The 25,545-nt window shown below is 70.3% G+C and carries 25 protein-coding genes; 7 read left to right on the top strand and 18 right to left on the bottom strand.

The annotated features are described in order from the left end of the window. The first annotated feature begins 27 nt into the window (after positions 1-27). Positions 28-741 carry a response regulator transcription factor gene (locus KIP79_RS40120; RefSeq protein ID WP_250214622.1) on the top strand — a complete coding sequence of 238 codons (714 nt, stop codon included), beginning with the start codon at positions 28-30 and terminating at the stop codon, positions 739-741. Here the strand turns inward: KIP79_RS40120 and KIP79_RS40115 are convergent, their stop codons facing one another. Genes KIP79_RS40115 through KIP79_RS40090 form a run of 6 tightly spaced genes read right to left on the bottom strand, consistent with a single transcriptional unit; the run spans position 742 to position 6,690 of the window. Beyond that, positions 742-2,229, bottom strand: a complete 1,488-nt coding sequence (locus KIP79_RS40115) for a sensor histidine kinase (RefSeq protein WP_214110261.1) — start codon at positions 2,227-2,229, stop codon at positions 742-744. A gap of 13 nt (positions 2,230-2,242) precedes the next feature. Further along, positions 2,243-2,941 (bottom strand): response regulator transcription factor, encoded by a 699-nt coding sequence (locus KIP79_RS40110; RefSeq protein WP_214110260.1) that lies wholly within the window; start codon positions 2,939-2,941, stop codon positions 2,243-2,245. Then, positions 2,938-3,492 (bottom strand): hypothetical protein, encoded by a 555-nt coding sequence (locus tag KIP79_RS40105; protein WP_214110259.1) that lies wholly within the window; start codon positions 3,490-3,492, stop codon positions 2,938-2,940. Before KIP79_RS40105 ends, KIP79_RS40110 begins: the two co-directional genes overlap by 4 nt. Before the next feature lie 44 nt (positions 3,493-3,536). Next, positions 3,537-4,811 (bottom strand): ABC transporter permease, encoded by a 1,275-nt coding sequence (locus KIP79_RS40100; RefSeq protein WP_214110258.1) that lies wholly within the window; start codon positions 4,809-4,811, stop codon positions 3,537-3,539. Continuing rightward, positions 4,808-5,539, bottom strand: a complete 732-nt coding sequence (locus KIP79_RS40095; RefSeq protein ID WP_214110257.1) for an ABC transporter ATP-binding protein — start codon at positions 5,537-5,539, stop codon at positions 4,808-4,810. The genes KIP79_RS40100 and KIP79_RS40095 overlap by 4 nt, the downstream gene beginning before the upstream one ends. Continuing rightward, positions 5,536-6,690, bottom strand: coding sequence for an efflux RND transporter periplasmic adaptor subunit (locus tag KIP79_RS40090; protein WP_214110256.1), 1,155 nt, complete (start codon positions 6,688-6,690; stop codon positions 5,536-5,538). Before KIP79_RS40090 ends, KIP79_RS40095 begins: the two co-directional genes overlap by 4 nt. A gap of 120 nt (positions 6,691-6,810) precedes the next feature. Here KIP79_RS40090 and KIP79_RS40085 point away from each other — a divergent pair, with 120 nt between their 5' ends. Continuing rightward, positions 6,811-8,433: an efflux RND transporter periplasmic adaptor subunit gene (locus KIP79_RS40085; RefSeq protein WP_214110255.1), complete on the top strand. Its 1,623-nt coding sequence runs from the start codon at positions 6,811-6,813 to the stop codon at positions 8,431-8,433. A gap of 43 nt (positions 8,434-8,476) precedes the next feature. On the opposite strand, the gene KIP79_RS40080 is transcribed toward KIP79_RS40085, so the two are convergent. Next, positions 8,477-9,073: a TetR/AcrR family transcriptional regulator gene (locus KIP79_RS40080; RefSeq protein WP_214110254.1), complete on the bottom strand. Its 597-nt coding sequence runs from the start codon at positions 9,071-9,073 to the stop codon at positions 8,477-8,479. Positions 9,074-9,217: 144 nt separating this feature from the next. Here KIP79_RS40080 and KIP79_RS40075 point away from each other — a divergent pair, with 144 nt between their 5' ends. Then, a complete protein-coding gene (locus tag KIP79_RS40075; protein WP_214110253.1) occupies positions 9,218-10,150 on the top strand; it encodes an SDR family oxidoreductase in 933 nt (310 codons plus the stop codon). 41 nt (positions 10,151-10,191) lie between these two features. On the opposite strand, the gene KIP79_RS40070 is transcribed toward KIP79_RS40075, so the two are convergent. The 3 genes from KIP79_RS40070 to KIP79_RS40060 all read right to left on the bottom strand — a co-directional run bounded on the left by KIP79_RS40070 (position 10,192) and on the right by KIP79_RS40060 (position 14,067). After that, positions 10,192-11,793: a GTPase family protein gene (locus tag KIP79_RS40070; protein WP_214110252.1), complete on the bottom strand. Its 1,602-nt coding sequence runs from the start codon at positions 11,791-11,793 to the stop codon at positions 10,192-10,194. After that, positions 11,790-13,502 (bottom strand): GTPase family protein, encoded by a 1,713-nt coding sequence (locus KIP79_RS40065; protein WP_214110251.1) that lies wholly within the window; start codon positions 13,500-13,502, stop codon positions 11,790-11,792. Before KIP79_RS40065 ends, KIP79_RS40070 begins: the two co-directional genes overlap by 4 nt. Positions 13,503-13,584: 82 nt before the next feature. After that, the gene (locus KIP79_RS40060) at positions 13,585-14,067 is read right to left on the bottom strand and encodes a hypothetical protein (RefSeq protein ID WP_214110250.1); all 483 of its coding nucleotides are present in this window, start codon (positions 14,065-14,067) and stop codon (positions 13,585-13,587) included. A gap of 152 nt (positions 14,068-14,219) precedes the next feature. On the opposite strand from KIP79_RS40060, the gene KIP79_RS40055 reads away from it, so the two are divergent. Continuing rightward, complete coding sequence (locus KIP79_RS40055; RefSeq protein WP_214110249.1) at positions 14,220-14,987, top strand: alpha/beta fold hydrolase; 768 nt, start codon at positions 14,220-14,222, stop codon at positions 14,985-14,987. A 61-nt stretch (positions 14,988-15,048) separates the two neighbouring features. On the opposite strand, the gene KIP79_RS40050 is transcribed toward KIP79_RS40055, so the two are convergent. From KIP79_RS40050 to KIP79_RS40025, 6 genes are all read right to left on the bottom strand, one after another. Further along, the gene (locus KIP79_RS40050) at positions 15,049-16,122 is read right to left on the bottom strand and encodes an SPFH domain-containing protein (RefSeq protein ID WP_214110248.1); all 1,074 of its coding nucleotides are present in this window, start codon (positions 16,120-16,122) and stop codon (positions 15,049-15,051) included. Between the two features lie 2 nt (positions 16,123-16,124). After that, positions 16,125-16,556 carry an NfeD family protein gene (locus KIP79_RS40045; RefSeq protein WP_214110247.1) on the bottom strand — a complete coding sequence of 144 codons (432 nt, stop codon included), beginning with the start codon at positions 16,554-16,556 and terminating at the stop codon, positions 16,125-16,127. A gap of 63 nt (positions 16,557-16,619) precedes the next feature. Further along, on the bottom strand, positions 16,620-17,771 hold the full coding sequence (locus tag KIP79_RS40040; RefSeq protein WP_214110246.1) for a L,D-transpeptidase: 1,152 nt from the start codon (positions 17,769-17,771) through the stop codon (positions 16,620-16,622). A 36-nt stretch (positions 17,772-17,807) separates the two neighbouring features. Then, positions 17,808-18,851 (bottom strand): fumarylacetoacetate hydrolase family protein, encoded by a 1,044-nt coding sequence (locus KIP79_RS40035; protein WP_214110245.1) that lies wholly within the window; start codon positions 18,849-18,851, stop codon positions 17,808-17,810. Next, a complete protein-coding gene (locus KIP79_RS40030; protein ID WP_214110280.1) occupies positions 18,852-20,009 on the bottom strand; it encodes a homogentisate 1,2-dioxygenase in 1,158 nt (385 codons plus the stop codon). A gap of 78 nt (positions 20,010-20,087) precedes the next feature. Then, entirely contained in the window at positions 20,088-20,723 is a 636-nt protein-coding gene (locus KIP79_RS40025) for a helix-turn-helix domain-containing protein (protein ID WP_250214621.1), read from the bottom strand. Positions 20,724-20,755: 32 nt separating this feature from the next. On the opposite strand from KIP79_RS40025, the gene KIP79_RS40020 reads away from it, so the two are divergent. Both KIP79_RS40020 and KIP79_RS40015 read left to right on the top strand, forming a co-directional pair. Next, positions 20,756-21,874 (top strand): NAD(P)/FAD-dependent oxidoreductase, encoded by a 1,119-nt coding sequence (locus KIP79_RS40020; RefSeq protein WP_214110244.1) that lies wholly within the window; start codon positions 20,756-20,758, stop codon positions 21,872-21,874. A gap of 43 nt (positions 21,875-21,917) precedes the next feature. Further along, entirely contained in the window at positions 21,918-23,153 is a 1,236-nt protein-coding gene (locus KIP79_RS40015) for a hypothetical protein (RefSeq protein WP_214110243.1), read from the top strand. Positions 23,154-23,263: 110 nt separating this feature from the next. Here the strand turns inward: KIP79_RS40015 and KIP79_RS40010 are convergent, their stop codons facing one another. Then, positions 23,264-23,470 (bottom strand): EF-hand domain-containing protein, encoded by a 207-nt coding sequence (locus KIP79_RS40010; RefSeq protein WP_214110242.1) that lies wholly within the window; start codon positions 23,468-23,470, stop codon positions 23,264-23,266. Positions 23,471-23,596: 126 nt separating this feature from the next. Between KIP79_RS40010 and KIP79_RS40005 the strand changes: the two genes are divergently transcribed. Beyond that, positions 23,597-24,289, top strand: coding sequence for a response regulator (locus KIP79_RS40005; protein WP_214110241.1), 693 nt, complete (start codon positions 23,597-23,599; stop codon positions 24,287-24,289). A gap of 152 nt (positions 24,290-24,441) precedes the next feature. Here KIP79_RS40005 and KIP79_RS40000 read toward each other — a convergent pair whose 3' ends face one another. Next, positions 24,442-25,302 carry a maleylpyruvate isomerase family mycothiol-dependent enzyme gene (locus KIP79_RS40000; RefSeq protein ID WP_214110240.1) on the bottom strand — a complete coding sequence of 287 codons (861 nt, stop codon included), beginning with the start codon at positions 25,300-25,302 and terminating at the stop codon, positions 24,442-24,444. Between the last annotated feature and the right edge of the window lie 243 nt (positions 25,303-25,545).

Genomic DNA, 25,545 nt, shown 5'->3' with positions numbered 1-25,545 from the left:
ACGTTCATGTCGCCTCAAGAAGATGCCATGGTGTCTGAATCCGCTACCTGCTCGCCGGAAGCCCGGCTGCTGATCGTCGAAGACGAGCCCAACATCCTGGAACTGCTGGGGGCCAGCCTGCGTTTCGCCGGTTTCGACGTACGGACCGCCGCCAGCGGCGGCGCCGCGGTGGCCGCCGTGCGGCGGCACCGCCCGGATCTGATCGTGCTCGACGTGATGCTGCCCGACATGGATGGCTTCGACGTGGTACGGCGGCTGCGCGGCGGCGGCACGTACACCCCCGTGGTCTTCCTCACCGCCAGGGACGCCACCGAGGACAAGATCCGCGGCCTCACCCTGGGCGGCGACGACTACGTCACCAAGCCCTTCAGCCTGGAGGAGGTCGTCGCCCGCATCCGCGCCGTCCTCCGCCGCACCTCCGGCGACCCGCTCGCGGCCCCGCCCCGCCTCTCCTTCGCCGACATCGAACTCGACGAGGAATCCCACGAGGTCTGGCGGGCCGGCACCGCGGTCTCCCTCTCCCCGACGGAGTTCAAGCTCCTCCGCTACTTCATGAGCAACGCCGGTCGCGTGCTGTCCAAGGCCCAGATCCTCGACCACGTCTGGGACTACGACTTCCGCGGCGACGCCGGCATCGTCGAGTCCTACGTTTCCGTGCTGCGCCGCAAACTCGACAACCGCACCTCTCCCCGCCTGATCCACACCCTGCGCGGCGTCGGGTACGTCATGCGCACCAGCTGATCACGGCTCTTCGCGAGCGGGGAGCCGGATGCGGAACAGGGCGCCGGGAGTGGTGTTCTCGGCGGTGATCGTGCCGTTGTGGGCGTGGACCAGGGCGGCGGCGATGGACAGGCCGAGGCCGGTGCCGCCGGAGTTGCGGGTGCGGGAGGGGTCGCCCCGGTAGAAGCGTTCGAAGACGCGGTCGGGGGCGGGGAGGCCGGGGCCCTCGTCGGCCACCTCGATGACGGCGACGGGGCCGGCGACGGGGCCGGGGAGGAGGCCGACGCCGACCCGGAAGGGGGTGCCTTCGGGGGTGTGGCGGAGCGCGTTGCCGACCAGGTTGCCCAGTACCTGGCGGAGGCGGGTCTCGTCGCCGTCGACGGTGACGGGGTCGTCGGAGTCGTCGAGGCGGTGGAGTTCGATCTCGCGGTCGGGGGCGAGCAGGCGGGCGTCCAGGACGGCGCCCGCGGCCAGGCTCAGCACGTCCACGGGTTCGCGTTCGAAGGGGCGCTGCTGGTCGAGGCGGGCCAGCAGGAGAAGGTCGTCGACGAGCAGGCCCATCCGGGCGCCCTCGTCCTCGATGCGCCTGACCAGCCCGGCCAGCTCGTCCTCCGGCCGGTGCCCGTGCTCCTGGCGGTAGAGCTCGGCGAACCCGCGGATGGACGTGAGCGGCGTGCGCAACTCGTGCGAGGCGTCCGCGACGAACCGCCGCATCCGCTCCTCGGAGCGTTTCGCCTCGAAGGCGGACCGGGTGGCCGCCGCCTCGGACGCCTCCCGATCCTGGAAGGCGGCCTCGATCTGGGCGAGCATGCCGTTGACGGCCCGTCCCAGCCTGCCCATCTCGGTCCGTGGGTGGCGCATCGGCACCCGTTGTGACAGATCGCCTCCTGCGATGGCCCCCGCCGTGCGTTCGACCTCGCCGAGCGGGCGCAGGCTGCGCCGTACCAGCCAGTAGCAGGCCAGCCCGAGCGCCACCAGCACGGCCCCGCCCACCCCGGCCACGATGGCGGTGAGCCGGGTCACGGTACGTTCGACGTCCCCCATGCTGACCGCGACCAGGCGGCTGTGCTCGTCCCGTCCTGGCACCACCACCACCCGCCAGGACGGGCCTACCCCGTCCTGGGAGGCCACCGTGAACGGCTGTGCGTTCCGCTCCAGCACCTCGGCCCGGTTCAGCCGGGGAATGGCGGGTTTCTCCTCCCCGGGGGACTCGGCGACGACCCGGACCGTGTTCCCCTCGGCGTCCACGATGGCGACGTGGAAGAGCCCGAACATGCGCTGCGGCCGCGGCACGGCCTCCCGGACCCGGATCCCGCCCTCGGGCATCTCGACCATGTCCCGCAGCGGCCGGCTGGCCATGATCAGCTGCTCGTCGATCCGCTCGGTCAGGTATCCGCGGAGGAGTTGCACCGCGAACCCTCCGGTCAGCGCGATGGCCAGGGTGACCATGGCCAGCGTGCCGACCACCAGGCGGAGCCAGAGCGGCGTCCTGGCCAGCCGTTTCTTCATGTCCGGTCGTTTCTCAGGTCCGTGGGGCGCGCAGCACGTACCCGACCCCGCGCAGGGTGTGGATCAGTTTGGGGTCATGATTGTCGATCTTGCGGCGCAGGTACGAGACGTAGGATTCGACCACGTTGCGGTCACCCCCGAAGTCGTAGCGCCAGACATGGTCGAGGATCTGCGCCTTGGAGAGCACCCGGCCCTGGTTGACCATGAAATAGTGCAGGAGTTTGAACTCGGTGGGCGAGAGCCGTACCGAGCGGCCGTGCCGCCAGACCTGGTGGGCGTCCTCGTCCAGCTCCAGGTCGGCGACCTGGAGGCGGGCCGGGGGGCCGGGCTCGGTCGAGGTGCGGCGGAGCACCGCCCGGATCCGGGCCAGTACCTCCTCCAGGCTGAACGGCTTGGTCACGTAGTCGTCGCCGACCGCCAGCCCTTCCAGCTTGTCCTCGGTGGTGTCCCGCGCGGTCAGGAACAGGACGGGGACCCGCCGCCCGGACGAGCGCAGCCGGGCGGCCACCGCGAAACCGTCCATGTCGGGCAGCATAACGTCCAGCACCATGAGGTCCGGCCGGACCCGTTCCGCCATGACGACCGCTTCGCGGCCGTCGACGGCGACCATCACCTCGAACCCCGCGTAGCGCAGGCTGGCCGAGAGCAGCTCCCGGATGTTCGGTTCGTCGTCGACGACCAGGAGCCGGGCCTCCGCCTGCCCAGACCTCACTGCCGTACGCCCATTCCAGGCACGCCACCCTCACTGACCACGGTGGCGGCCACGTTGCCCGACTCGTCCCGGTCGCCCTGAACGATCACCGTGCTGCCGGGCTTGAGGTCCTTGACCTTGCCCTCCTTGGACAGCTGCACCTTGGTGTCGCCGGTGGTGGTGACGATCGTGGTTCCGCCGTTGGCGGACTCGACGTAGATCTTGTCGCCGTCCACCAGCTTCACGGTGCCGACGGTCATGTTGCCGAAGCCGCCCTGCCGCAGACCCGCGCCGCCACCGCCGGGGCCGGCGGACGGGATACCGCGCTGCCCGCCCTGACCGCCGAGCATCGCCCCGATCAGCGCCTGCCGGTCGGTGTTCTGGGCTCCCCAGGTCTTCTGGGCCTGGATGCCGAGCAGCACCCCGGCCACCAGCACCACCCCGGCGCCCAGCGCCAGGGTGAGCTTCGGCAGTTTCGCCCGCGCGGGCCGCGCGGTCAGCTCGCGATCGAGATCCTCGCCGTACGGCGAAACCTCCAGCGGCTCGTCCAGGTACGGCTTACGCCTGCTCACCCTCGCTCCTTTCACTGGACGCTCCTTTCATCGTTGGATCACCCTCACTCGAACCGGAGCGCTTCGATGGGCCGCAACTTGGCCGCCCGGTTGGCCGGATAGCTACCGAAGAAGAGCCCGATCGCCACCGACACCCCCAGCGCCAGCGCCACCGAACTCGGCACCACCACGGGCGAGACCCCGGCGATGGTGAACTGGGCGCCGATCACCGCCACCAGCACCCCGAGCAGCCCGCCGACCAGGCTGAGCATGGTCGCCTCCGCCAGGAACTGGCCCAGGATGGCGCCCTTGGGCGCACCGATGGCCTTGCGGATGCCGATCTCCCTGGTCCGCTCGGTGACCGTGACCAGCATGATGTTGGTGATCCCGATGCCGCCGACCAGCAGGCTGATCCCGGCCACCGCGGCCAGCAGCATGGTGAAGACGCCGGTGGCGGCGCTCACCGTCTCCTGCAGGGTGGCCTGGTTGAGGATGCGGTAGTCGGCGGTGGCCGTACCGGTGATGCCGTGCCGCTGGTCGAGCACGGCGGTGATCTCCGACTGGGCGGCGTCCACGGTGTCGGCGCCGGTGGCCTGGACCAGGATCTGGCCGAGCGGCCCGAACCCGGTCAGGCTCTGCTGCACGGCCGGGAGCGGCGCTATGGCCACGTCGTCGCCGTCCTGGAACCCGGTCGAACCGGACTCCTTCAGCACGCCCACCACGGTGAACGGCACCCCGGAGACGTTGATCTGCTTGCCGATCGGGTCGAGGTCGCCGAACAGGTTCTCGGCCACGGTCTGCCCGATCACGATCACCTTCCGGGCGGCCAGCACGTCGTCGTTGTAGAAGTACGTGCCCTTGACGACCGGTTTGTTGGACGCCTCGAAGTAGCTCGGGTAGGTGCCCACCAGCTGCTGTATGGAGTGGCTGGCGCCCTCGTACGTGGTCGTCTGGTTGTTGGCGTTCACGATCGGGGAGACGCTCTTCACGGAGGGCGTCGCCGACTTGTCGGCCAGTGCGCGGGCGTCGTCCACGGTCAGGTCCTTGGCCTGGGTACGCGGCCCGGAACCCTGCTGCGGCCCGCCGCCACCCCCGCCGAGCAGCCGGGCGAACCCACCGCCGCCACCCCCGCCGCCGGCGGTGGTGGAGGAGACGGTGAGCGAGTTGGCGCCCAGCCGCTGGATGTTGGACTGGATCTCCCGGGAGGCGCCTTCGCCCACCGCGACCAGCAGAATCACCGCGGCGACGCCGATCAGGATGCCGAGTGTGGTGAGCGCGCTGCGCATCTTGTTGGCGGCCAGGCCGCGCGCGGCGAATCGGAGCACCTCGAAGGCGTTCACCCGGCCACCTCTTCCAGCCGGGGCGGCGGCCCGGCCACGTCGGAGCGCCGGACGTCCTCGACGATCTGGCCGTCCATCAGGCGGACGACCCGCTTGGCGTGCGCGGCCACGTCAGATTCGTGGGTGATCACGACGATGGTCCGGCCGGTCAGGCTGAGCTGGTCGAAGATGGCCAGCACGTCCCGGGTGGAGGTGGAGTCCAGGGCGCCGGTGGGCTCGTCGGCGAGTAGCAGCGTCGGCGCGTTCACCAGCGAACGGGCGATGGCCACCCGCTGCTGCTGGCCGCCGGAGAGCTCGTTCGGCTGGTGGTGCACCCGGTCGGCCAGGCCGACCCGTTCCAGTGCCGCCAGCGCGCGCCGCCGCCGCTCCGCCGCCTTGATCCCGCCGTACGCCAGCGGGAGCTCCACGTTCATCAGGGCGGACATCCGCGGGATGAGGTTGAACGACTGGAACACGAAGCCGATCTTGCGGTTCCGTACGATCGCCAGCCGGACGTCGTCGAGCACGCCGACGTCGGTGCCGTCCAGCCGGTAGCTGCCCGAGCTGGGCACGTCCAGGCAGCCGATGATGTTCATCAGGGTGGACTTGCCGGAGCCGGAGGCGCCCATGATCGCGACGTAGTCGCCGGGTTCGACGGCCAGCGAGACGCCGCGCAGGGCGTGCACCGCCGTCTCCCCCTCGCCGTAGACCTTCCGGATGTCCTGGAGATCCAGTACGAGCGGGGTCATCGCGGACCACCTCCGCCGCCCTGGCCGCCGCTGCCGATCCGGACCGCGCCGCCGCCTCCGCCGAAGCCGCCGAAGCCGCCAGGGATCTGGAGACCGCCGCCGTTGGTGGTTCCGGTCTGGGTACGGACGACCTGGTCGCCCTCCTTGACCCCCGAGACGATCTCGGTGGCGGTGTCGCCCTTCACGCCGACCTCGACCCTGGTGCGCACCTGCTGGCCGTTCGCCCACAGGGTCACCGTGCTCTGGCCGCCGGCGGTGGTGATCACGGTGCTCGGCACGGTGAGCACGTCCTCCGCCGTGGCCACCTCGACCCGGACGCTGGCCGTCTGGCCGAGCCGTACCGTGTCGGGGACGTCGGAGAGGGTGATCGTGGCCGCGTACTGGACCACGTTGTTGCTGGTCTGCGCCTGCGGGTCGATCACGGTGACCTTGCCGGTGGCGGTGACGCCGGTGAGGGCGTCGAAGGTGACGGTGGCGGACTGGTCGACCTTGAGGCGGATCGCGTCGGATTCGGTGAACTGGCCGACGATGCGGAGTCTGCCGGTGTCGGCGATCTCCACGAAGCCGCTCGAACCGCTGCCGGTGCTACCGGAGCTACCGGTGTTCCCGCCGCTCCCGCTGTTGCCGCTGCTCCCGCCGCCGGCGGAGGAGGCGCCCACGGTGCCGTTGACGGCGGTGATCGTGCCCGCGTACGGGGCCTTGATCACGGTTCCGGCGAGCGCGCGCTTGGCGGCGCGGTAGGAGTTGCGGGCGTTGACATACTGGGCGTATCCGGAGGCGGTGGAGGTGTCGGCGTCCTCGGCGGCGTCCAGGCTGGCCTTGGCGGCCTCCAGGGACTCGCGGGCGGCCGTGTCGTCCAGCCGCGCCAGGACCTGGCCCTTCTTCACCTGGTCGCCCGGCTCCACCTTGATCGACTCGACGGTGCCGGTGGTCGCGAAGGTGAGCGCCCGGGTCCGCGAGCTCTCCACCGCGCCCGAGGCCGACACCGAGGCGACCACGTTCCCCCGGCTCACCGCCACGGTCTGCGGCGTCACCTGGTCGCCGGAGCCGCCACCCCCCAGAGAGGCGTACGCGGCCCCGACGCCGCCGAGCAGCAGCACCCCCAGGGAGAGGTTCACGATCAGCGCTCTGCGCTTCGTCGACAGCTTCACGAGGGTTGACCCTGCCTGGCCCCGCTTGAACCCAGCTCCGCTGTCCCTGAATATTTGCTGACAACACGCACAGCCAACTCTCAGGCTGGGTTAAGCGGGCCATGACGCACGGTGGCCAGGATGTCCGCCATGATGTCGAGCAGCCCGTCCTCCCTTGTCCGCAGGGGAGCCCTCGCCCTCGGGGCGGTCATCCTGGTGAGCGCCGGCGCGATCTACCTCAGCGGAGACGACTCCGCCGCCGCGCCCCGTGTGGAGCTGGTCTCGGTCAGCCAGGGCACGGTCACCGCCTCGGTGTCGGCGGCCGGGAACACGGTCGACAACGGGATGCACGACCTGACCTTCTCCTCGCAGGGGGCGGTCGAGAAGATCTACGTCTCGGTGGGTGACAAGGTCAGCAAGGGGGAGATTCTCGCTCGGATCGACGACACCATCGCCCGCGAGAACTACACCGCTGCCAAGGCGGCCCTCGCCGCCGCCGAAGAATCCCTGGACAACGTGGGCTCCACATCAACCACCACATCCGGCTCCGGCTCCGGCTCCGGGTCCGGGTCCGGGTCGGGGGGTGCCACTGGTGGTTCTGGCACTGGCGGTTCTGGCACTGGCGGTTCTGGCACTGGCGGTTCTGGCACTGGCGGTTCTGGCACGGGTGGTTCCGGGACGGGCGGTTCCGGGACAGGTGCCGGTTGCCCGTCCTCTGGCACGGGCAAGCCCTCGGCCAGCCCCGCCCCCACGAGCAAGCCCAGCCAGGCGCCGCAGGGATCCTCCGATGAGGGCTCTTCCCCGGTGGAACCGGCCCTCGACGGCGGCGGTGCGCAGGCGGCCCGCGCGAGCTCGACCCGGCCACCGGACAACGGCAAGCCGTCCACCGGCGGCTCGGAACGCGATGTCAGCGTGACCCTCGACCCCAACGGCTCCAAGGAGCCGGAACCCAAGGCCACCCCGTCCCCTCGCCCAAGCTCCAGCCCCACCCCCACCTGCACGAATCAGGGCGGCCAGGGCAACCAGCAACCGACCGGGCAGGGTTCCCAGGGTTCCCAAGGCGCTCAGGGCGTACAGGCAAGGCAGGGCAGCGCGGCCCAGCAGGGCGGCGGCGGCCAGGGATCGCGGGCGATGACCGAAGCCGAGGCCGAAGCGGCGGTCAGCCAGGCCACCACCGACCTGGCCGACGCCAAGGAAGCCCTGCGCGGAGTAACGATCAAGGCCCCCGCCGACGGAACCGTGCTCTCCATCGCCGGAACCCTGGACACCAACTACACCGGCGGCACCTTCATCACCCTCGGCGACCTCGACAACCTCCAGGTCCAGGCCATGTTCCCGCAATCCGACATCGGCTACCTGAAGCTAGGCCAGACAGCCACGATCACCCTCAACGCCACCGACAACTACGAAGGCACGGTCGCCCACATCGACCCCACCGCCACCACCAGCGGCCAGCTGGTCAGATACGGCGTGACCATCACCTTCAGGGACCAGCCCAAGGGCCTCCTCCTCGGCCAGTCGGCCACCGTCCTGGTGACCACCGCCGAATCCGAGAACGCCCTCTACATCCCCGCCCGCGCCCTGCACACCTCTCCCACCGGAGCCACCACGGTAACCACCCCCTCCGGCGAGAAAACCATCAAAACCGGCGTACGCAGCGACCTCTACATCGAGGTAACCGAGGGCCTCTCCACCACCGACCAGATCACCCTCCCCGCCACCAGCGCCACCGAGTTCCCCGACGAGGGCTTCCCTGGCCTCTGAGCGGAGGACGTTCCCTCAGGGCAGGGCCGCCGAGTTCACCAGCTCAGCGTGGCGCCGCGTCCCCGGCCGGCCGCGCCGGGTGTTCGAGGGTGGCGAGGAAGCTCTCGGCCGCGTCCTGGACCCGGTCCCGGTCGCCGGTGGCGAGCAGATCCAGCAGCAGCCCGCGGATCGTCGCGATCACCAGGGTGGCCGTGCGCGCCGCCGTCGCCGGGTCGGTGTCTGGTCCCTGCGCGTCGGTCAGGGCTCTCATCCAGTCGGCCACGACATGCTCCAGGAAGTCCGTGAACTGCTGCGGTGCCTGGAGAGCGCGTCCGTAGACCGCGAAGAACAGCCGGAACTCCGGCTCCCGTTGCGGGCTGGAGGTCTGTGTCCAGACTGTCCGCGCCGCCGTCGCCAGGTGGGGCTGCCCGCCCAGTGCGTCGCCGGTGGCTTCGAAGATGCGCTCCCGCAGCCGCCCGAGGATGGCCTCGAGCATCTGCTCCTTGGCGCCGAAGTGATGCACCAGCGTGGTGGCTGAGACCCCGAGGGCGGCGGCGACCGGCCGCCACGACAGGTCCGAGAAACCGTGCTCGACCGTGTAGTCGACCACCGCGTCGAGCAGGTCGGCCCGTCGCTGATGGTCAACGGGTCGTCCTGCCATCGCTGCCTCCAGGTCCCAGTTGACATTCCCAGTACGACTGTACTAACAATAATTTCTAGCACGATCGTGCTAGAAATAGCAGCTGATTTCAAGGGCCGCTCGCCGCGCACCTGCCCGGCGGCCGCCATTGTCCTGGAGGTTCCCTTGCGCGTTTTCGTCACCGGAGCGTCGGGCTGGGTCGGCCGCGGGCTCGTCCCTGAGCTGACCGCCGCCGGCCACAAGGTCACTGGGCTCGCCCGCTCCGATGCGGCGGCCCGGGCTCTGCGGTCCGCGGGGGCCGAGGCCCGGCCGGGATCGCTCGACGACCTAGGCACCCTGCACGAGGCCGCCGCCGCGTCCGATGGCGTCATCCACCTCGCGTTCAAGCACGACATCGCTTTCTCGGGCGACTACGCCGCGGCCACCGACGCCGACCGCGCCGCGATCGAGACTCTCGGCGAAGCCCTCGCCGGTACCGGCAGGCCGCTCGTCATCGCCTCCGGCATCCTCGGCGTGCTCGGGCTCCCGCCCGGAGCCGTCGCCACCGAGCGTGACGGGCTGGCCGACACGGGGGAACGCGAGGTCCCGCTCGCCGGCGCCCAGGGGCGGCTGGACAACGCCCGCTACACGCTCGCGCTCGCCGGCCGAGGCGTCCGCTCCTCAGTCGTACGGCTCCCGCCGGCCACGCACGGCGACGGCGACAACGGATTCATCCCGGCCGCGATCGGCTTCGCCCGCCAGAAAGGCGCGGCGGCCTACGTCGGCGACGGCGCCAACCGCTGGCCGGCGGTCCACCGCGACGACGCCGCGCGCCTGTTCCGCCTCGCGCTGGAGTCAGCGCCGGCCGGATCGGTACTGCACGCGGTCGGCGACGAGGGCGTGCCGATCCGTGAGGTCGCCGAGGCCTTCGCCACGCACCTCAACGTTCCGGCGGTCTCCGTCACCCCCGAGCAGGCCGGAGAGTACGTCGGCTGGCTCGGCCACTTCTGGGGACTCGACGGCCCCGCCTCCGCGCAGATCACCCGCGACCTGCTCCGATGGCAGCCAACCCACCCCGCACTGACCGATGACCTCAAGGAGGGCCACTACTTCGCCTGAGCACCCCGAACGCCGCTACCTTCCGGTGGCAAGCGGCGGAATTACCGGGCCTTTTCCAGGATTTCAGCGAAAGCCTGGAAGCGGTGGAGCTCTGCCCCCGCTGGGGACAGGACCAGGCGTTGGCCGACGTCTGACACGCTTGCTTGCAGGGCTTTGGCCGCTTTTCGGGCGCGGCGGTGCCCGCCCAGCCAGGCGAAGAGGCGGGAGAGCAGGGCCAGGAACACGCCGAGGACGCCGCCGCCGATCAGGAGAGTCGTCGGCCACGGGATCATCCCGACGGTCGGCGGCTCGCCGTCGGGAAGGCGCAGGTAGCTGAGGATGAACAGGGCCAGCAGCCAGAGGGCGCCCACGGCGATCGCACCGATCAGCAGCCACTGGAGCAGCCCGAAGACCGTCCACCAGCGCGGCCGTCGGGCGGCGCCGAAGGAGGTGGTGGCCACCGCGCGGTCGAGTTCGTCGGCGAGTTCGTCCATGTGGGCGCGGGCAGCCAGCCGGATCGTAGCGGCCCACGGCTCAGGGACGCCGGTGGCGACCGCTATACCGGTCTCTCGGATGGCGGTGTCCAGACGGGAACGCTGGATCGCGGTGGGCGCGGGCAGCGACGTACGGCCGAGATCCTTCCCGCTGGAGACGCGCAGGCGGCGGAGTGGGTCCGGGCGGAGGCGGCGGAGCCATCGGGTGACCGGCCATCCGGTGGCCACCACCGCGCGGTGCCGGTGGGCCTTGGCCACCGCGCCCACCACCAGCGGCACCCCGGCGGCCTCGGCGAGCGCGGCGGACAGCGGCCCGGCCAGCCGGTCCGGAGGCGCCGTGTGCGGCCCGGCCTCCCCCAGACCGGCGGCGGAGTGCAGCGTGTCGGCGGCGGTGCCCACGTCGGCGGCGAGCCGGGAGGCCCAGGCGCGACGGCGGCTCACCTTCCCGATGAGCTGGCCGCGCAGCTCGGTCAGACCCTGCCCGGTCCGGGCCGAGGCGGCCACCACGGGCACCCCGTCCAGACCGTCCTCGATCAGCAAACGGTCCAGGTCGGCCAGGCAGCGCCGTACCGCCTCCTCGGGCAGCCGGTCGACCTGGTTGAGGACCACCACGGTGACGTCCCGGTGGCGGGCCAGTGCCCGCAGGTAGCCTTCGTGTACGGCGGCGTCGGCGTACTTCTGCGGATCCAGCACCCAGACCAGCAGATCCACCACCGCGACCAGCCGGTCCACCTCCAGGCGGTGCGAGTACTCGATCGAGTCGTGATCGGGCAGGTCCACCAGGATCAGCCCGGAGAGCGGGTTCTCGCCGCTGCCCATGCTGTGCCGGTTCGGCACGTCCAGCCAGTCCAGCAGCGGTCCGGAACCTTCAGGACTCCAGAGCGCCGCCTGTGCCTTGGCGGTCGTCGGCCTGGTCACCCCCACGGTCGCCACCCCGCTCCCGGCCAACGCGTTGAACAGCGACGACTTGCCACTGCCCGTCGCACCGGCCAGCGCGACCACGGTGTGATCCACCGACAGGCTTCCCCGGATGCCCGCCTGGGCGACCACCCCGCGGGCCTGCTCGACCGCGCCCTCGGCCAGCCGCCCCTCGGCCAGCCCGGCCGCCGCCTCCAGCGCGGCCAGCCGCTGCTCCAGCGGCACCTCACCGTCCCGCCGCAGTATCCTCACGCCGGCAGCTCCCGCTTCAGCTCCTCTACGGCCTGCGCCGCCTCCCGCAGGGCGGCCGAGTCCGGGACCTCCAGATCGTCCAGAAGCGCGGTGAACCGGGCCTGCTCGATGTCCAGCAGCGCCCGCACCCGGGCTCGCAGATCACCCCGGGCCTGGTCGGTGAGGTTGCGTACCGCCTGGTCGCCGAAGATCGCCTCCAGCAGCTTCTGGCTGAGCACGCTGGTGCCGCCCGCGATGCCGAGCTCGACGCCGGTCACCCCGCCGGTGGAGGCGAACACCCCGAACATGACCAGCAGGCCGAGGCTGTTGACCCCGAACGAGGCGGCACGTGCCACGTTGCGCTTGTCGGCGCCCTCGGAGCGCACCAGGTCCAGCACATAGCCCTGCCACTCGCGGACGGTGGTGATGGCCCGGGCGGGCAGCTCCGGCGTGGCGCGGCCGAGCCGTCCCGCGGTCGCCACCCCGGCCCTCTCCAGCAGGTCGCGTCCGGAGGGAGTGGCCAGCCAGGATTCGAGGGCACGTTCCGCCGAGCCGTCGGCGGTGGCCCGGATGAGGGACTCCACGCCGCTCTCCAGGGCCACCTCCAGGCGGCGGTCAGGCGCGGGCCTGCCGGTGACGATGGCGGTGAGGCGGTCTCGCAGCCAGCCGATCCGCGACTCCAGGGAGCGCATCAGGTCGCCGGTGCCGATGAAGTCCTGCCAGCGGGCCAGCACCTCGCCGCGGAGCAGTGAGCCGTCCCGCATGCCCTCGTCGAAGCCGGACATGCCGACGTCGTAGCTGCGTTCGGCCATGCCGCGCAGCTCGCCGACGCCCAGGCGCTGCCGGTCCGCCGCCTCGGCCAGGGCGGGGACGCGGACGGCCAGGCTGTCCAGGGCCCCCGAGAGGGTCTGGCGGACCACCTCGGCTCTGGCCTTGGCGTCGGCGGACAGGCTGGTGAGCCAATCCTTGATCTTGCGGACGTTGGGTTCCGGGAGGCGGGCGTGCTCCTGCGGGAGCTGGAGTTCGGGGATGACGAACAGCGGCGAATCGGCCAGGTCGTTCTCCCTGAGCAGGCGGCTCAGGTCCTTGGTGACCGGGTCGAGGGCCTCCGCCGGCACGCGCTGGAGGATGATCCCCAGGGCGGTGCTGCGCTCCCTGGCCGTACGGAGGAAGCCCCACGGGACCTCGTCGGCGTACCTGGCGGCGGTGGTGACGAACAGCCAGAGGTCGGCGGCGGCCAGCAGCTGGGCGGCGAGCTCGCGGTTGGCGGTGACCACCGAGTCGATGTCGGGGGCGTCCAGCAGGGCCAGCCCCTCGGGCAACTCCGGAGTCTGCACGATCTTCAACGTGCCCGGTTCCCCGGGACCCCGTCCGGTGACCCTGGGCAGGCCGGGGAGCACTTCGGTGGCGGTGAACCAGGGACCGTCGGCCGGGTTGGCCACCAGGGTCGGGGCCAGGGTCGTCGGGCGGAGCACTCCCGTCTTGGTGACGTTCGCGCCCACGAGCGAGTTGACCAGCGTCGACTTACCCGCCCCCGTCGAACCTCCGACCACCGCGAGCAGCGGCGCGTCGATCGCCGCGAGCCTCGGCAGCAGGTAGTCGTCCAGCTGGCCGATCAGCTCCTTCAGGGCGCGACGGTCCGCCGCCACATCCCCGATCGCCAACGGGAACAGGTCGTGATCGAGCCGGCTCCGCAGCTGCCGCAGAGCCGAGAGCAGCCCATCGGCCATAGCCCCGACCTTCCCTGAGAAGACCGGGCGCAACGCGATGCCTCCGGCAACTTTGCCGGGACTTCACCAAGGCCAGATGCGATCACGCCGAAGGCGCCGCCGACGGCCGAGTCGGAAGCAGCGGGCGGCACTTCTCCAGGGCCTTGGCGATCTTCGGGTCGTTCTGGTCGAGGTCGTTGAAGCCGCGAACGTCCTCGACGCCGTTGTCCTTCATGCAGGTACGGAAGGCGTTCATCGCGGACTGGTCGAAGCCGCCCCCGCGCTGCGGCCCGCCGGACGGCATGAGCGACCGGCACGCCTCCATGGCCTTCTGCATCTCGGGGTTCATGGCGCCGAAACCCCCCTGCCCCCCGCTCGGCCTCGGGAACGGGGAACCACTCGGCCGAGCCTCCGGTCGCCCACTGGGCATGGTCACACCCTGCTCGCGCAGACATTCGGTGAACGCCGCGCGCTGGTCACCCGACGGCGTGGCTTGTGCGCTGGTCGGGCCGGCCGCCTCTCCCCCGCAGGCGGTGGCAGCGAGGATGACGGCCAGAGCGGCGAGACTCCGAAGATATGCATGCACGGGTCGGACTCCGGATGGAAAGGGCCGGGGGGTTCCGGCGGAACCCATCTCAGAGCAGGCGCTTAGGAACCCGATGAATCCCGGCTGAAAGTCACCTGTCAACCTTCGTCTAGTCAGGGGGAAGGTGCTCGGGGCAGGGTGGGCCGACGGTCGTGCTGGAGGCGGGGCTTGGGGAGTCGAGTGCGAGTTGGGCCGGTGTGCAGTCCCAGCTCGCTCAGCACGGACGGGTGTGCAGCTATGACGAGGCTGGATACGCGTGGAGCGAGGACGGCCCGGGGCCGCGGACCGCGGGGCGTGCCGCGCGGGAGTTACGCGCGCTGCTCACGGCCGCCGGGGAGGCCGGGCCGTACGTCCTGGTCGGGCACTCCTACGGTGGAGCGATCGTGCGGCTGTTCGCGGCGGCCTGGCCGGAAGAGGCTGCCGGGCTGGTGCTTGTGGACGTCATGGACGAAACCGGAACCGAGGAACTCGGCGCGGCCAGGCCGTTCCTCGCCGCCCAGTTCACGCTCTATCAGGTCGCCGCGAGGCTCGGCCTGGTCCGGCTGCTCGGCGACGCGGTCACGCCTTCGGGAGCGCCGGAACAGGCCAGGAAAGCCGCCCCGATCGTGTACGGCTCATGCTCCATGGCAGCCGCCCGCGCCGAAGGCTGGGCGTCCCTCGACAGCGCGGCCGAAGTACGGGCGACCGTACGCCCAGGAGCATGGGGAAACCTGCCGGTGATCGTAATCGCCGCCGCCCGGCAACCCGACCGGGCGCTGGGCCACTACCGCGACCTCGCCGCCCTCTCCACAAGGGGCCGCCTGGTGGTGGCGAACTCACCCGAACACTACGTGCAGTACGCGGAGCCGCGCCTGGTACTGGACGCGATCCGGGAGGTCGTCGCGGCGGCACGCGCGAATCAGAGTCCGGAATCCTCATGAGTTCCGGCGTCCGAACCAGCCTGGCGGGTGGTTATCCCACCCGCCAGGCTGGGCGGACCGGTCAGGTGTCCCGGTGGTTGGGGTGGGGCTGGGGTTCCTGGGTGAGGTTGTGCAGGGCGTCGGGTAGGGGGCTGGCGGCCTCGATTGAGCGGGGTCCGTGGTCTTCGGCTTCGGCCTTGGCCTCTTCGGCTGCGCGTTCCGCCTCCGCCACCGCCTCGATTCCGGCGGTGTCGGTCTCCTTCTGGCGGGTGGCGGCCGACGGCGGGAGGGCCTCGGTGAAGGCCTTGGAGACGCCCTGGAGGGCTGAGGTGACCTCGCTCGGGATCACCCAGAAGGTGTTGCCGGGACCCTGGGCGAGCTGCGGAAGCATCTGAAGGTACTGGTAGGCGAGCAGCTTCGGGTCGGGGTCGTTGCGGTGAACGGCCTGGAACACCTCGTCGATGGCCTGCGACTGACCCTCCGCCCGCAGGATCTGAGCGGTACGCTCACCCTCCGCCCGCAGGATCGCACTCTGCTTCTCACCCTCGGCGGTGAGGATCTGCGACTGCCGGGTGCCTTCGGCGTTGAGGATGGCGGCCCGCTTGTCCCGCTCGGCCCGCATCTGCTTCTCCATCGCCTCTTTGATGGTGCGCGGCGGGTCAATGGCCTTGATCTCCACGCGGTTGACCCGGATCCCCCACTTCCCGGTCGCCTCATCCAGCACGCCCCGCAGCTGGCTGTTGATGGTGTCCCGCGAGGTGAGCGTCTTCTCCAGATCCATACCACCGACCACGTTCCGCAGCGTGGTCACGGTCAGTTGCTCCACGCCCTGAATGAAGTTGGCGATCTCGTAGGAGGCCGCCCGAGGATCGGTGACCTGGAAGTAGAGCACCGTGTCGATGTCCACCACGAGGTTGTCCTCGGTGATCACCGGCTGCGGCTTGAAGGAGACCACCTGCTCGCGCAGGTCGATCAGCGGACGCACCCGGTCGATGTACGGAATGACGAAGTTCAGCCCCGGTTCCAGGGTGCGATGGTAACGGCCGAGGCGTTCGACGTTGGCGGCCCGCGCCTGCGGGACGATGCGCAAGGTCCGGAACACGGTGAGGACCGCGAACAGCACAACGACGATCAGGACGAACAGAGCGGCATCCATGGTCACTCCCGGGGATAGACGAGCGCGGTGGCTCCTTCGATCTCGAAGACGTCTACGGTGGCGCCGACGGGGATGACCAGTGATTCGTCATACGCCCGTGCGGACCATTCTTCCCCGCCGATGCGAACCCGGCCGTCCCGGCCGGTGACCTCCCGGGTCACGTACGCGGATTTGCCGACCAGGGCCGAGACGCCGAAACGCCGGGACGGGGGCTGCTGGAGGTGCCGCCGCGCGATCGGGCGGATTCCCACCAGGCCGGCGCCGGACGCCAGCACGAAGACGAGGAGTTGCAGGCCGGGTGGCAACCCTACGGCTGCCACGCCAGCGGTGAGCAGGGCCGCGACCGAGATGATGCCCAGCGCGGCGGTCAGCGTGAAGATCTCCGCGACGCCCAGTGCCGCCGCGAGTATCAGCCAGATGATCCACGAGTCCATTGCCCGCCCTCCATAGCGTTCAACGGACCCCAACTCTTAGGGGTTCCACTTTTACGTTACATGTCAGTAATAAGGTGCAGCGCCGGACAACGCGCTTCCTTTCCGCCATTCCGCCCAAGGCAGCTGCCAGTAGCCCCAACCGTTCTCCGGCTCCAGCGTACGCTCGGTGCCGGTGATCACCACGGGGTCGCCGCGGAGCGCGTTGGTGTAGAACCAGGCGGCCTGGTCCGGCCGGGCGTTGACGCAGCCGTGGCTGACGTTCCGCCGCCCCTGGGCCCAGAGGTTGTTCAGCGCGTGCACGTACTCCCCGCTGTTGGAGATGCGGACCGCGTAGTTGATCAGTAGGTCGTAGTAGCCCGGCTCGCCCGGCATCCGGCCAGGGGAGAGCATGCGCACCGGATTGCCCTTGTCCATGGTCAGGTGGACGCCGCTGGTCGTGGTGTACTCCCTGGTCGTGGCCTTACCGGCGCTGATCGCCATACGCTGCACGATCCGGCCGTGGCGCCGGACCACCATGCGGTGGGTGATCGTGTCCACCGTGCTGACCATCTTCCGGCCGATGGTGAACTCCACCGTGCGGTCCGCGGTGCCGTACGTGCCCGGGGCCAGCCGGATGCCGGCCAGGTGCGCGGTGAAGACCACCCGCTGGCGGGGCGCCCAGAACGTGCGCGGCCGGTACACGACCTGGGTGGGGCTGAACCAGCGCCAGGCGCCCTCCACGGGGGTGTCCGTGCGCACCTCCAGGGCGCGTTCCACCGCGACCCGGTCCACGATGGGGGTGCCGAAGTCGACGATGATCGGCATGCCGACGCCGACGGTCTCCTTGGGGCGGGGACTGATCACGACCGCGCCGGGCGGATGGGACGGCCGGAGCGTGCGGAACCGCGCGGCCGTCCGGGTGACCAGGCCGCCGGCGCCGGTCGCGGTGGCGTTCACCACGTACACCGTCGCGGGGATCAGGGTCCAGTCGGAGGTCCAGATCGTGTGGGCCGGGTTGTATGACCCCACTACCGGTTGCTGCGCCGCGAACGCGCTCACGCTGGTCAGAGTCCCGTTCCGGACCCGGACGGTCAGGCCGCGGTCGGGGTTGGCCGTGGTCTCGTCGGGTTTGGGGGAGATGGTGATGACCGGTGGCCGGGCCTCGGTGCTCGCGGTCACCGAGGTGCATCCGGCCACCGGCAGGAGAACGGTCAGCAGGCAGGCCAAGCGGCGCATGACACATAGCGTAGTCGGTCGTGAGCGTACCGTGACCTAGATGATCGTCCCCGTGACCTCCCCGAGGGCGGGGCCCGCGCTGATCGTGACGGTGTCGCCGTCGTTGAGGAAGGTCTGCCCGTTCGGCAGGGGTTTGGCGCCGTTCCAGGTGATCTCGATAAGGGATCCGGGATCGCCCGGCCCGGAGACCGTACCGCTGGCGAACAGATCCCCCGTGCGGAGTGTGGCGCCGTTCGCGGTCATGTGGGCGAGCATCTGGTCCGGCGTCCAGTACATCCCGCCGTACGGCGGACGGGACACCGTCTCCCCGTTGACCTCCACCCGGAGCCGCAGGTCAAGCCCCCAGTGGGCGTGCCTGCGCAGGTAGCCGGGCGGTTCGGGATCCTGCGCCCGCCCCGGCACCCGCAGGTGCTCCAGCGCCTCCAGCGGCGTGATCCAGGCCGAGATCGAGGTCGCGAACGACTTTCCCAGGAACGGCCCGAGCGGCACGTACTCCCAGGCCTGGATGTCCCGCGCGCTCCAGTCGTTGACCAGGGTGACCCCGAACACGTGGTCCTCGAACGGCCCCGGTGGCTGTCCCGGCTCGGTGCCCACGCCGACCACGAAGCCCAGTTCGGCCTCCAGGTCCAGCTTGGCCGTCGGCAGGTACTCCGGCACTCCGTCCACCAGCCGCTGCCCGTACGGCCGGCGGATCGGGGTGCCCGACACCACCACCGTGCCCGCCCGCCCGTGGTACCCGACCGGCAGGTGACGCCAGTTCGGCTTCAGCGGCTCCTCCTCCGGCCGGAACATGCGTCCCAGATTGCTCGCATGCTCCAGCGAGGCGTAGAAGTCCACATAGTCGGCCACCTCGAACGGCAGATGGGTCCGCACCTCCGCGAGCGGGATCCGCGCCACGTCCAGCGCCCTGATCCGCCGGTACGCCTCCTGCCAGGCCTCCCGCCCGAGCGCCATGAACGCGTTCAGGCTGCCCGACCGGAACACCTCGTCCCCGAGCGCCGCCGCCAGGTCGATCACCCCGTTGCCGACCCGGAACCCGGCGCGGGCGGCCTCCCCGGGCCGGCTGAAGATCCCGTACATCTACCGGGCCCAGGTCCACGCGTAGCCGGTGTCCTCGCAGGCCAGCGCCGCGGTGCCCAGGTCCAGCGGCCGGAACGTGTCGATCATGACGGCCAGTTCGCTGGTGGCCGTCGCCCCGGACGCGATCACCGCCTCCACCGCCCCCGGCTGTGGCCCGTGCGTGAACCCGGCCGGGTGCAGCGAGATGGACCCCACGTCGATGCCCGACCCGGCCCGCGCGCTGTAGTCGCCACCGACGTAGAACATGAACTCGTCGGAGTCCACGTTGTGGTGGTTGTACGGGATCGGCACCGCCTCCGGATGGAAGTCCAGTGGCCGGGGACAGAACGAGCAGATCACGAACCCGGGGCCCTCGAAGGTCTGGTGCACCGGCGGCGGGGCGTGGGTGCGTTTCACGATCGGCTCGAAGTCGTCGATGTTGAACGCGTACGGGTAGAGGCAGCCGTCCCAGCCGACCACGTCGAACGGGTGGTTCCGGTAGGTCAGCCGGGTCAGCCCGCCCCGCGTGCGGACCAGCACGGGCACGTCCTCCCCGGACGTGATCAGCGGCTCGTCGGGGACCCGCAGGTCGCGCTCGCAGTACGGCGCGTGCTCCAGGAACTGCCCGTACTGGGACAGGTACCGTTTCGGCGGACGGATGTGCCCGGCGGCCTCGATCACCAGCGCGGTCATCGTCCCCGTGGGCACCCAGCGGTGGATCGTCCCGGTCGGGATCACCACGTAGTCGCCCGTGCCGACGCGCAGCGCGCCGTAGGTCGACTCGAACACGCCCTCCCCGGACTGGACGTACACGCACTCGTCGCCCATCGAGTTCCGGTAGAGCTCGCTGGTCTGGTCACTGGCCGCGTACGCGATGCGGACGTCGTTGTTGCCCGCCAGCAGCCGCCGCCCCGACACCAGGTCACCGGCAGGACCCAGGTCCTGGGTGCGGAAGTGCCGCGGCGACAGGGGCAGGTTGGGCGCGAGCTCCGTCCGTCCCCCCGAGACCGCCTCCGCCTTCACGATCGCCGTGGGCAGGTAGCGGTGGTAGAGCAGCGACGAATCCGACGAGAAGCCCTCTTCGCCCATCAGCTCCTCGGCGTACAGCCCGCCGTCCGGCCGGTGGAACCGTACGTGCCGCTTCCGCGGCACTTCCCCGACCCGCTGGTAGTACGGCATCGATTCCTCCATGTACGAATATCGGACGCCTTTGTCCTCTATACGTACGACACTGACTGATTGCCGGGTGTGTGTCAATCAGCCGGCCAGCGCGTCGGCCAGCTCCCGGGCCGCCGCCAGCACCAGTTCCCCGGTGGCCTCGACATCCAGCGCCCCGAAGGTGACCACTCCCACCGACGCCTCCAGCCACGGCAGCGTGATCGCCGCCGCGACCCCTCTGGCGCCCTCCTGCAACTGGCCCTCCGACACCTGCACGGCCGCCCCGCCCTCCCGCGCGGCCAGGATGGCCAGTCCGGCCGCGCCCCTGGTCAGCGGGTGCCGGGCGCCTTCCCGGTAGGCCACGTGCAGATCCGTCCAGGACGGCTCCACCACCGCGATGGCCAGCCCCTCCGGGCCCTCGGCCACGGTCAGGTGCGCGGTCGCGCCCGCCCGCTCGGCCAGCTTCCGCAGCGCCGGCAGCGCCGCCGCCCGCAGCAGCGGCTGCACCGCCTGGGCCAGCACCAGCACCCCGAACCCCAGGTGCACCCTGCCGTCCGCGTCCCGCCTGGCGAACCCCTCCTGCTGGAGGGTGGTGATCAGGCGGTACACCACCGGGCGGCTCAGCCCCAGTTCGGTGGCGAGCTCGGTGGGCGTGCGCCCGCGCTGCTGGTCGGCCAGCACCCGGAGGAGCCGCAACCCGCGCTCCAGTGTCTGCGCCGACTCGGCCGCCATCATGTCTCGATTATGGCTTGTGGCACGCTGGCCCAATGAGATCGACGATCGTGGTGGGCGCCGGGATCTGGGGGTCCTCGCTGGCCCTGCGCCTGGCCGAGACCGGGTGGCGAGTGACGCTGATCGAGCAGTACGCCCCCGGCCACGTACGGCAGGCCAGCGGCGGCGAGACCCGCCTGCTCCGCTGCTCGCACGGGGCCGACGACTGGTACGCGCGGCTGGCCTGGCAGGCCAGGGACGGCTGGCGGCGGCTGGGGGAGCGGGTGGGTGAGGACCTGTTCCTGGAAACCGGCATCCTGTGGTTCGCGGGTACGGACCACGCCTGGGAGACCGCCAGCGCCCAGGTCCTGAAAAATCTGGACATTCCTTTTGAGCTGCTTGAGCCATCCGATGCCGGGCGCTTCTTCCCCGACTTCCGGCCGGACGGGCTGGCCTTCGTGCTGCGCGAACCCCATGCCGGGGTGCTGCGCGCCCGCCGGGCCACCCAGGTCACCGCGCGCCTCGCCCAGGACGCCGGGGTGACGCTGATCCGGGCGGAAGCCATACCCCATCCGGAGGGCGGGGTGGTGGCGGACGGCGAGCTGCTGCGCGCCGACCGGGTGGTGTGGGCCTGCGGGGCCTGGCTGCCCGGCATGTTCGACCTGCCGGTCACCGTGACCCGGCAGGACACCCTGCACTTCGACGTGCCGCGCGCGTGGGCCTCGGCCCCGGCTTTCTGCGAGTACGGCAGCTCCGTCTACGGGCACGGCGACCTCGACGGCATGGGCCTGAAGGCCACCAGCGACGTGGAGGGCGATCCGTACGACCCGCGCACCGGCAGCCGCCAGGTCCTCCCGGGCAGTGAGTCGGCCTCCCGCGACTACCTCGCCCGGCGGTTCCCGTCCCTGGCCGCCGCGCCCGTGCTGTTCAGCCAGGTCTGCCAGTACGGGGTGACGCCCGACGCGGAGTGGATCATCGCGGAGGTGCGGGACGGCGAATGGGTGATCGGTGGTGATTCCGGTCACGGGTTCAAGCACGGGCCCGCGCTGGCCGCCTACCTTGCCGACGTGCTCGACGGCTCGGTCGAACCGGAACCCCGGTTCGGGCTCGGGGAGCGCCATCCGGCGCGAGGATTGCGCACCAGCGGCCTGAGTGGCCTGGCTGGATCGGGATGATCTCGATACCCTCGGACGCGATCACGAACATTCGGGAGTGAAGATGCGTTTGCGGCGGATTGTGACCATTGGTGTGATCGCGGGGGCGATCTCGTTCTGGTTGCCCGGGTCCGCCGCGTACTCCGCGGGGGAATCCTGCAACGACCAGCTTCCGGCCGGTACGCCCTCGTACGTGGTCTGCCGGTGGCTGGCCAAACCCGATGAGGCGTTACAGATCGCCATGCACTGGCTGGGCGACGGGTCGGCCGCGCTTCAGGACGCGCAGCCGTACGGCGGCAACTGGGTCCAGGTCGACGTCACCTGCCCCGGCGGGCCGTGTCCTTCCGGCGGGGACGACAACGCCTACGACGAGAACGACCCCGGCCCGGCCGACCTCGACGAGAACGACGTCTCCTACGGGCCGGAATGCGACCCGCCCGGGTCCACCTGCACCGTCGAGCCGGACGAGGTGGCCGCCGCCGCGCAGACCCCCGCCGGGCAGGCGGTGGAGACCGCCACCGAGGCCGGGCTCCGGGTCTGGCTCACCACCGATCTGGCCGACGACTGGAAGGCCGGCGACCAGGCGTTCACCGCCGCCGTGAAGCGCATCGGCGCGCTCGCCGCGCAGCCCGGGGTGGCGGGGATCCGGTTCACCTCGCAGCTCGGTTACAACAACACCTTCACTGACGCCGCGGAGCTGACCAAGTTCGTGGGCGCCGCGTCGGCGGCGCTGCGCGCGGTCGCGCCCGGGAAGAAGCTCGGCGTGCACACGGTGGTGCCCGAGTTCGCCTGCGGTGGCCACTCGGGATGCAAGGCGGCCATGGCCAAGCAGTACCCGCTGCTCTCCCCGTCGGTGATCGAGCCGCTGCTGACCTCGGGTCTGATCGATCAGCTCTCGCTGGACAGCGGTCTGTCCGGCGGGTACGCCCAATGGAAGATCACCGCTCAGGAGGCCCGGCGGAACCAGTGGATCCAGGTCAGGGCCCGTGCTTGGGACACCCTCGCCCAGGTGGGCGCCGAAGACGCCGGCCTCGCCAGCGGCCCCCTCACCGAGGCCCAGGCCAAATCCGCCACCGCCCAGCGGGTCGTGCTTCCCCTGGAGGACGGCGCCGCCACCGTCAACGTCTGGTCCCGCTGGCAGGACACCAAGGGGGCGACCCACACCCTCCCCGCCACCACCTGGGGCCAGCTGGAGAAGCTCACTCCCTTGCAGCGCCGCCTGACCACGATCTACACCCCTGGCACCGACGACCTGACCAAGCTCGCCAAGGTCTTCAGCCAGGTGTACATCACCGCCTGAAAACGAAACAGCCTCCCGTCGGTGAGTTACGACGGGAGGCGTTTTCTCAAGGTTTGGCGCGGAACCGGTTCAGGGGCGGACTGGAACCGGGTTCGGAGTAGGGAACCGGCTCAGCGGGCGGACTGGAGCCAGGCGCCGAATTCTTCGATGTCGATCAGGCCGTCGCCGTCGCTGTCCACCTTGGCGATGACCGCCTCGGCGCCGGCCTCGCCCAGCGGCTGCCCGAGCAGGTCCGCCAGCCGGACCAGTTCCTCCGCCGAGATCAGGCCATCCCCGTCGCTGTCGACCAGGCTGAAGGTCGGTGCATATTCGCTCATAAACTCCTCCTCAAGGTTCGCGATCAGCACCTTAGTCGGATAAATAGCCACACGAGGGCAAATGGCGATCCTGGGCAGGGGGAGCGGGAATCCCGCTCGGCACCTTCGGAGCGTAACCTCACCTTCATGGACAGTGTGGGCGGGCAGCATCGTCCGACCAGAATCCTGGTCGTAGACGACGAACCTCAGTTGCTGCGGGCGTTGCGGATCAATCTGGCGGCTCGCCACTATGCGGTGGCGGTGGCCGCCGACGGCGCCGGCGCTCTCCGGCACGCCGCCGACTGGCACCCCGACCTGATCGTCCTCGACCTCGGCCTTCCCGACATGGACGGCGTCGAGGTCATCCACGGACTACGCGGCTGGACCAACGTTCCCATCATCGTCCTGTCCGGCCGGGGCGGCAGTGCCGACAAAGTTGGCGCTCTGGACGCCGGTGCCGACGACTACCTGACCAAGCCCTTCGGCATCGACGAACTCCTCGCCAGAATCCGCGCCGTCACCCGCCGAACCACCACCACCGCGGAATCCGCCGTGATCCAACTCGGCTCCCACACCATCGACCTCACCAACAAAACCATCTCCGGCAACATCCGGCTGACCCCCACCGAATGGCACCTCCTGGAAATCCTCCTCCGCAACCCCGGCAAACTCGTCAGCCAACGCCAACTCCTAACCGACGTCTGGGGCCCCACCTACCAAAAAGAAAGCCACTACCTCCGCCAGTACCTAGCCCAACTCCGCAGAAAACTAGAACCCGACCCAGCCCACCCCAAACACCTCCTAACCGAACCCGGCATGGGCTACCGCTTCCAACCCTGACCGCCCTGACACTCGCCGTTTCCCTCCCGCCTCGTTCTGGGTGTTGTTTCTCCCGAACGCGCCAAGGCGGCGAGCACATCACGAGCCCTGGCTGGCGTGCACAAAAGGCCGCTCGTGCCTCAGCCGTTCCTCAGTTCTGCCTCAGTTCTGCCTCAGTACACGATGGACACGATCTGGCATGCGGCTTCGGCGAGCCGACGGTCACCGTGGACGCGTGCGCGAGCGATAGCGGTGTCGGGATCGATTCCGCGCGTACACAGCCGCCACGCGGTCTCCGCGTCCAGCCGCACCGTCGCGGCGAGGCTTCCGCCTGGCACCGGGGCCAGAGACCAACGGTCCGCGGTGGCAGTCGCAGTCCACGTGCCACCCCCTGGGCCATCCACAACCATCCGCATCTGGGTCCCGATCGGAGCGATCGTGTCACGCAGTGTGTGAGGCAGTGCCCGCATGAAGGTGTCCAGGACCGTGAACAAGGCGCGTGGCTCAAGGTCGGTCTCCCGGCCGGTCGCATGCCGGATCTGCTGGCGGTGGGTCCAGAACTCGGTGAATTCCCGCGCACAGTCCAACCACATCGGCGCCGGATCAACCCCCGCCCAGGAGACTCCTATCGAAGCTGCCTGCAGATCGGCTTCCTGAAACCGACGGGCGACCTGAGCACCGGCCACTTCCAGATCCTCGACAATCGTGGCCGAGCTGACATCAACGTTCAGATCGACCCATTCCTGATTACTACGATGAATGAATTCCTCCAGCGTCTCCCCAGCCTTGAAAACGCGCACCTGCCGCCCCTCCCGGGGTTCACGGCCACCGAGTCGGCCGTAATAGTCCCCGAGAACATGAACGGCAAGATCATGCACACTCCAACCCGGCACCGCCAGGTTGCCCCACTCATCAGACCCCAGACCACGCAACAGCTCAAGCAACGCCTGCGACTCCGTCCCGAACAGCTCCCGCGCATTGATCGGATCCCCAAGCCAGGAATAGTCAACGCCGTCTTCAAACCGAGAACTCATGTCCGAAACCCTCCCAGCATTCTCCGCCGGTCAGCAATCGAATAATCCACCGACCCCCGGCCGGGAGGCGATTCTCCACGGCAGCAGGATCTACCAGCGAGGGCTCCTGCGGTAATCAATCTCTATTGCGTCAGGGCGGTGTCCAACGGTCCCGGCGGAGCCGGGTCTGCGACCGCCCAGGGCGGTTCCAACGTCCCCGGCGGAGCCGGGTCTGCGACCGAAGGTCGAAAAGGGTGGGTGGGT

The sequence above is a fragment of the Acrocarpospora catenulata genome, from assembly GCF_018476525.1.
Classification (GTDB): domain Bacteria; phylum Actinomycetota; class Actinomycetes; order Streptosporangiales; family Streptosporangiaceae; genus Acrocarpospora; species Acrocarpospora catenulata.
Note: the sequence above shows the minus strand (reverse complement) of the source record. Positions and strands in the feature narration are given on the sequence as shown.

Excerpts from the sequence above, each read along its gene's own strand:
- KIP79_RS40120 (WP_250214622.1), top strand. The coding sequence starts at position 28 with ATGGTGTCTGAATCCGCTACCTGCTCGCCGGAAGCCCGGCTGCTGATC.
- KIP79_RS40115 (WP_214110261.1), bottom strand. The coding sequence starts at position 2,229 with ATGAAGAAACGGCTGGCCAGGACGCCGCTCTGGCTCCGCCTGGTGGTC.
- KIP79_RS40095 (WP_214110257.1), bottom strand. The coding sequence starts at position 5,539 with ATGACCCCGCTCGTACTGGATCTCCAGGACATCCGGAAGGTCTACGGC.
- KIP79_RS40085 (WP_214110255.1), top strand. The coding sequence starts at position 6,811 with ATGTCCGCCATGATGTCGAGCAGCCCGTCCTCCCTTGTCCGCAGGGGA.
- KIP79_RS40080 (WP_214110254.1), bottom strand. The coding sequence starts at position 9,073 with ATGGCAGGACGACCCGTTGACCATCAGCGACGGGCCGACCTGCTCGAC.
- KIP79_RS40065 (WP_214110251.1), bottom strand. The coding sequence starts at position 13,502 with ATGGCCGATGGGCTGCTCTCGGCTCTGCGGCAGCTGCGGAGCCGGCTC.
- KIP79_RS40050 (WP_214110248.1), bottom strand. The coding sequence starts at position 16,122 with ATGGATGCCGCTCTGTTCGTCCTGATCGTCGTTGTGCTGTTCGCGGTC.
- KIP79_RS40045 (WP_214110247.1), bottom strand. The coding sequence starts at position 16,556 with ATGGACTCGTGGATCATCTGGCTGATACTCGCGGCGGCACTGGGCGTC.
- KIP79_RS40040 (WP_214110246.1), bottom strand. The coding sequence starts at position 17,771 with ATGCGCCGCTTGGCCTGCCTGCTGACCGTTCTCCTGCCGGTGGCCGGA.
- KIP79_RS40035 (WP_214110245.1), bottom strand. The coding sequence starts at position 18,851 with ATGTACGGGATCTTCAGCCGGCCCGGGGAGGCCGCCCGCGCCGGGTTC.
- KIP79_RS40030 (WP_214110280.1), bottom strand. The coding sequence starts at position 20,009 with ATGCCGTACTACCAGCGGGTCGGGGAAGTGCCGCGGAAGCGGCACGTA.
- KIP79_RS40025 (WP_250214621.1), bottom strand. The coding sequence starts at position 20,723 with ATGATGGCGGCCGAGTCGGCGCAGACACTGGAGCGCGGGTTGCGGCTC.
- KIP79_RS40020 (WP_214110244.1), top strand. The coding sequence starts at position 20,756 with ATGAGATCGACGATCGTGGTGGGCGCCGGGATCTGGGGGTCCTCGCTG.
- KIP79_RS40015 (WP_214110243.1), top strand. The coding sequence starts at position 21,918 with ATGCGTTTGCGGCGGATTGTGACCATTGGTGTGATCGCGGGGGCGATC.
- KIP79_RS40010 (WP_214110242.1), bottom strand. The coding sequence starts at position 23,470 with ATGAGCGAATATGCACCGACCTTCAGCCTGGTCGACAGCGACGGGGAT.
- KIP79_RS40005 (WP_214110241.1), top strand. The coding sequence starts at position 23,597 with ATGGACAGTGTGGGCGGGCAGCATCGTCCGACCAGAATCCTGGTCGTA.
- KIP79_RS40000 (WP_214110240.1), bottom strand. The coding sequence starts at position 25,302 with ATGAGTTCTCGGTTTGAAGACGGCGTTGACTATTCCTGGCTTGGGGAT.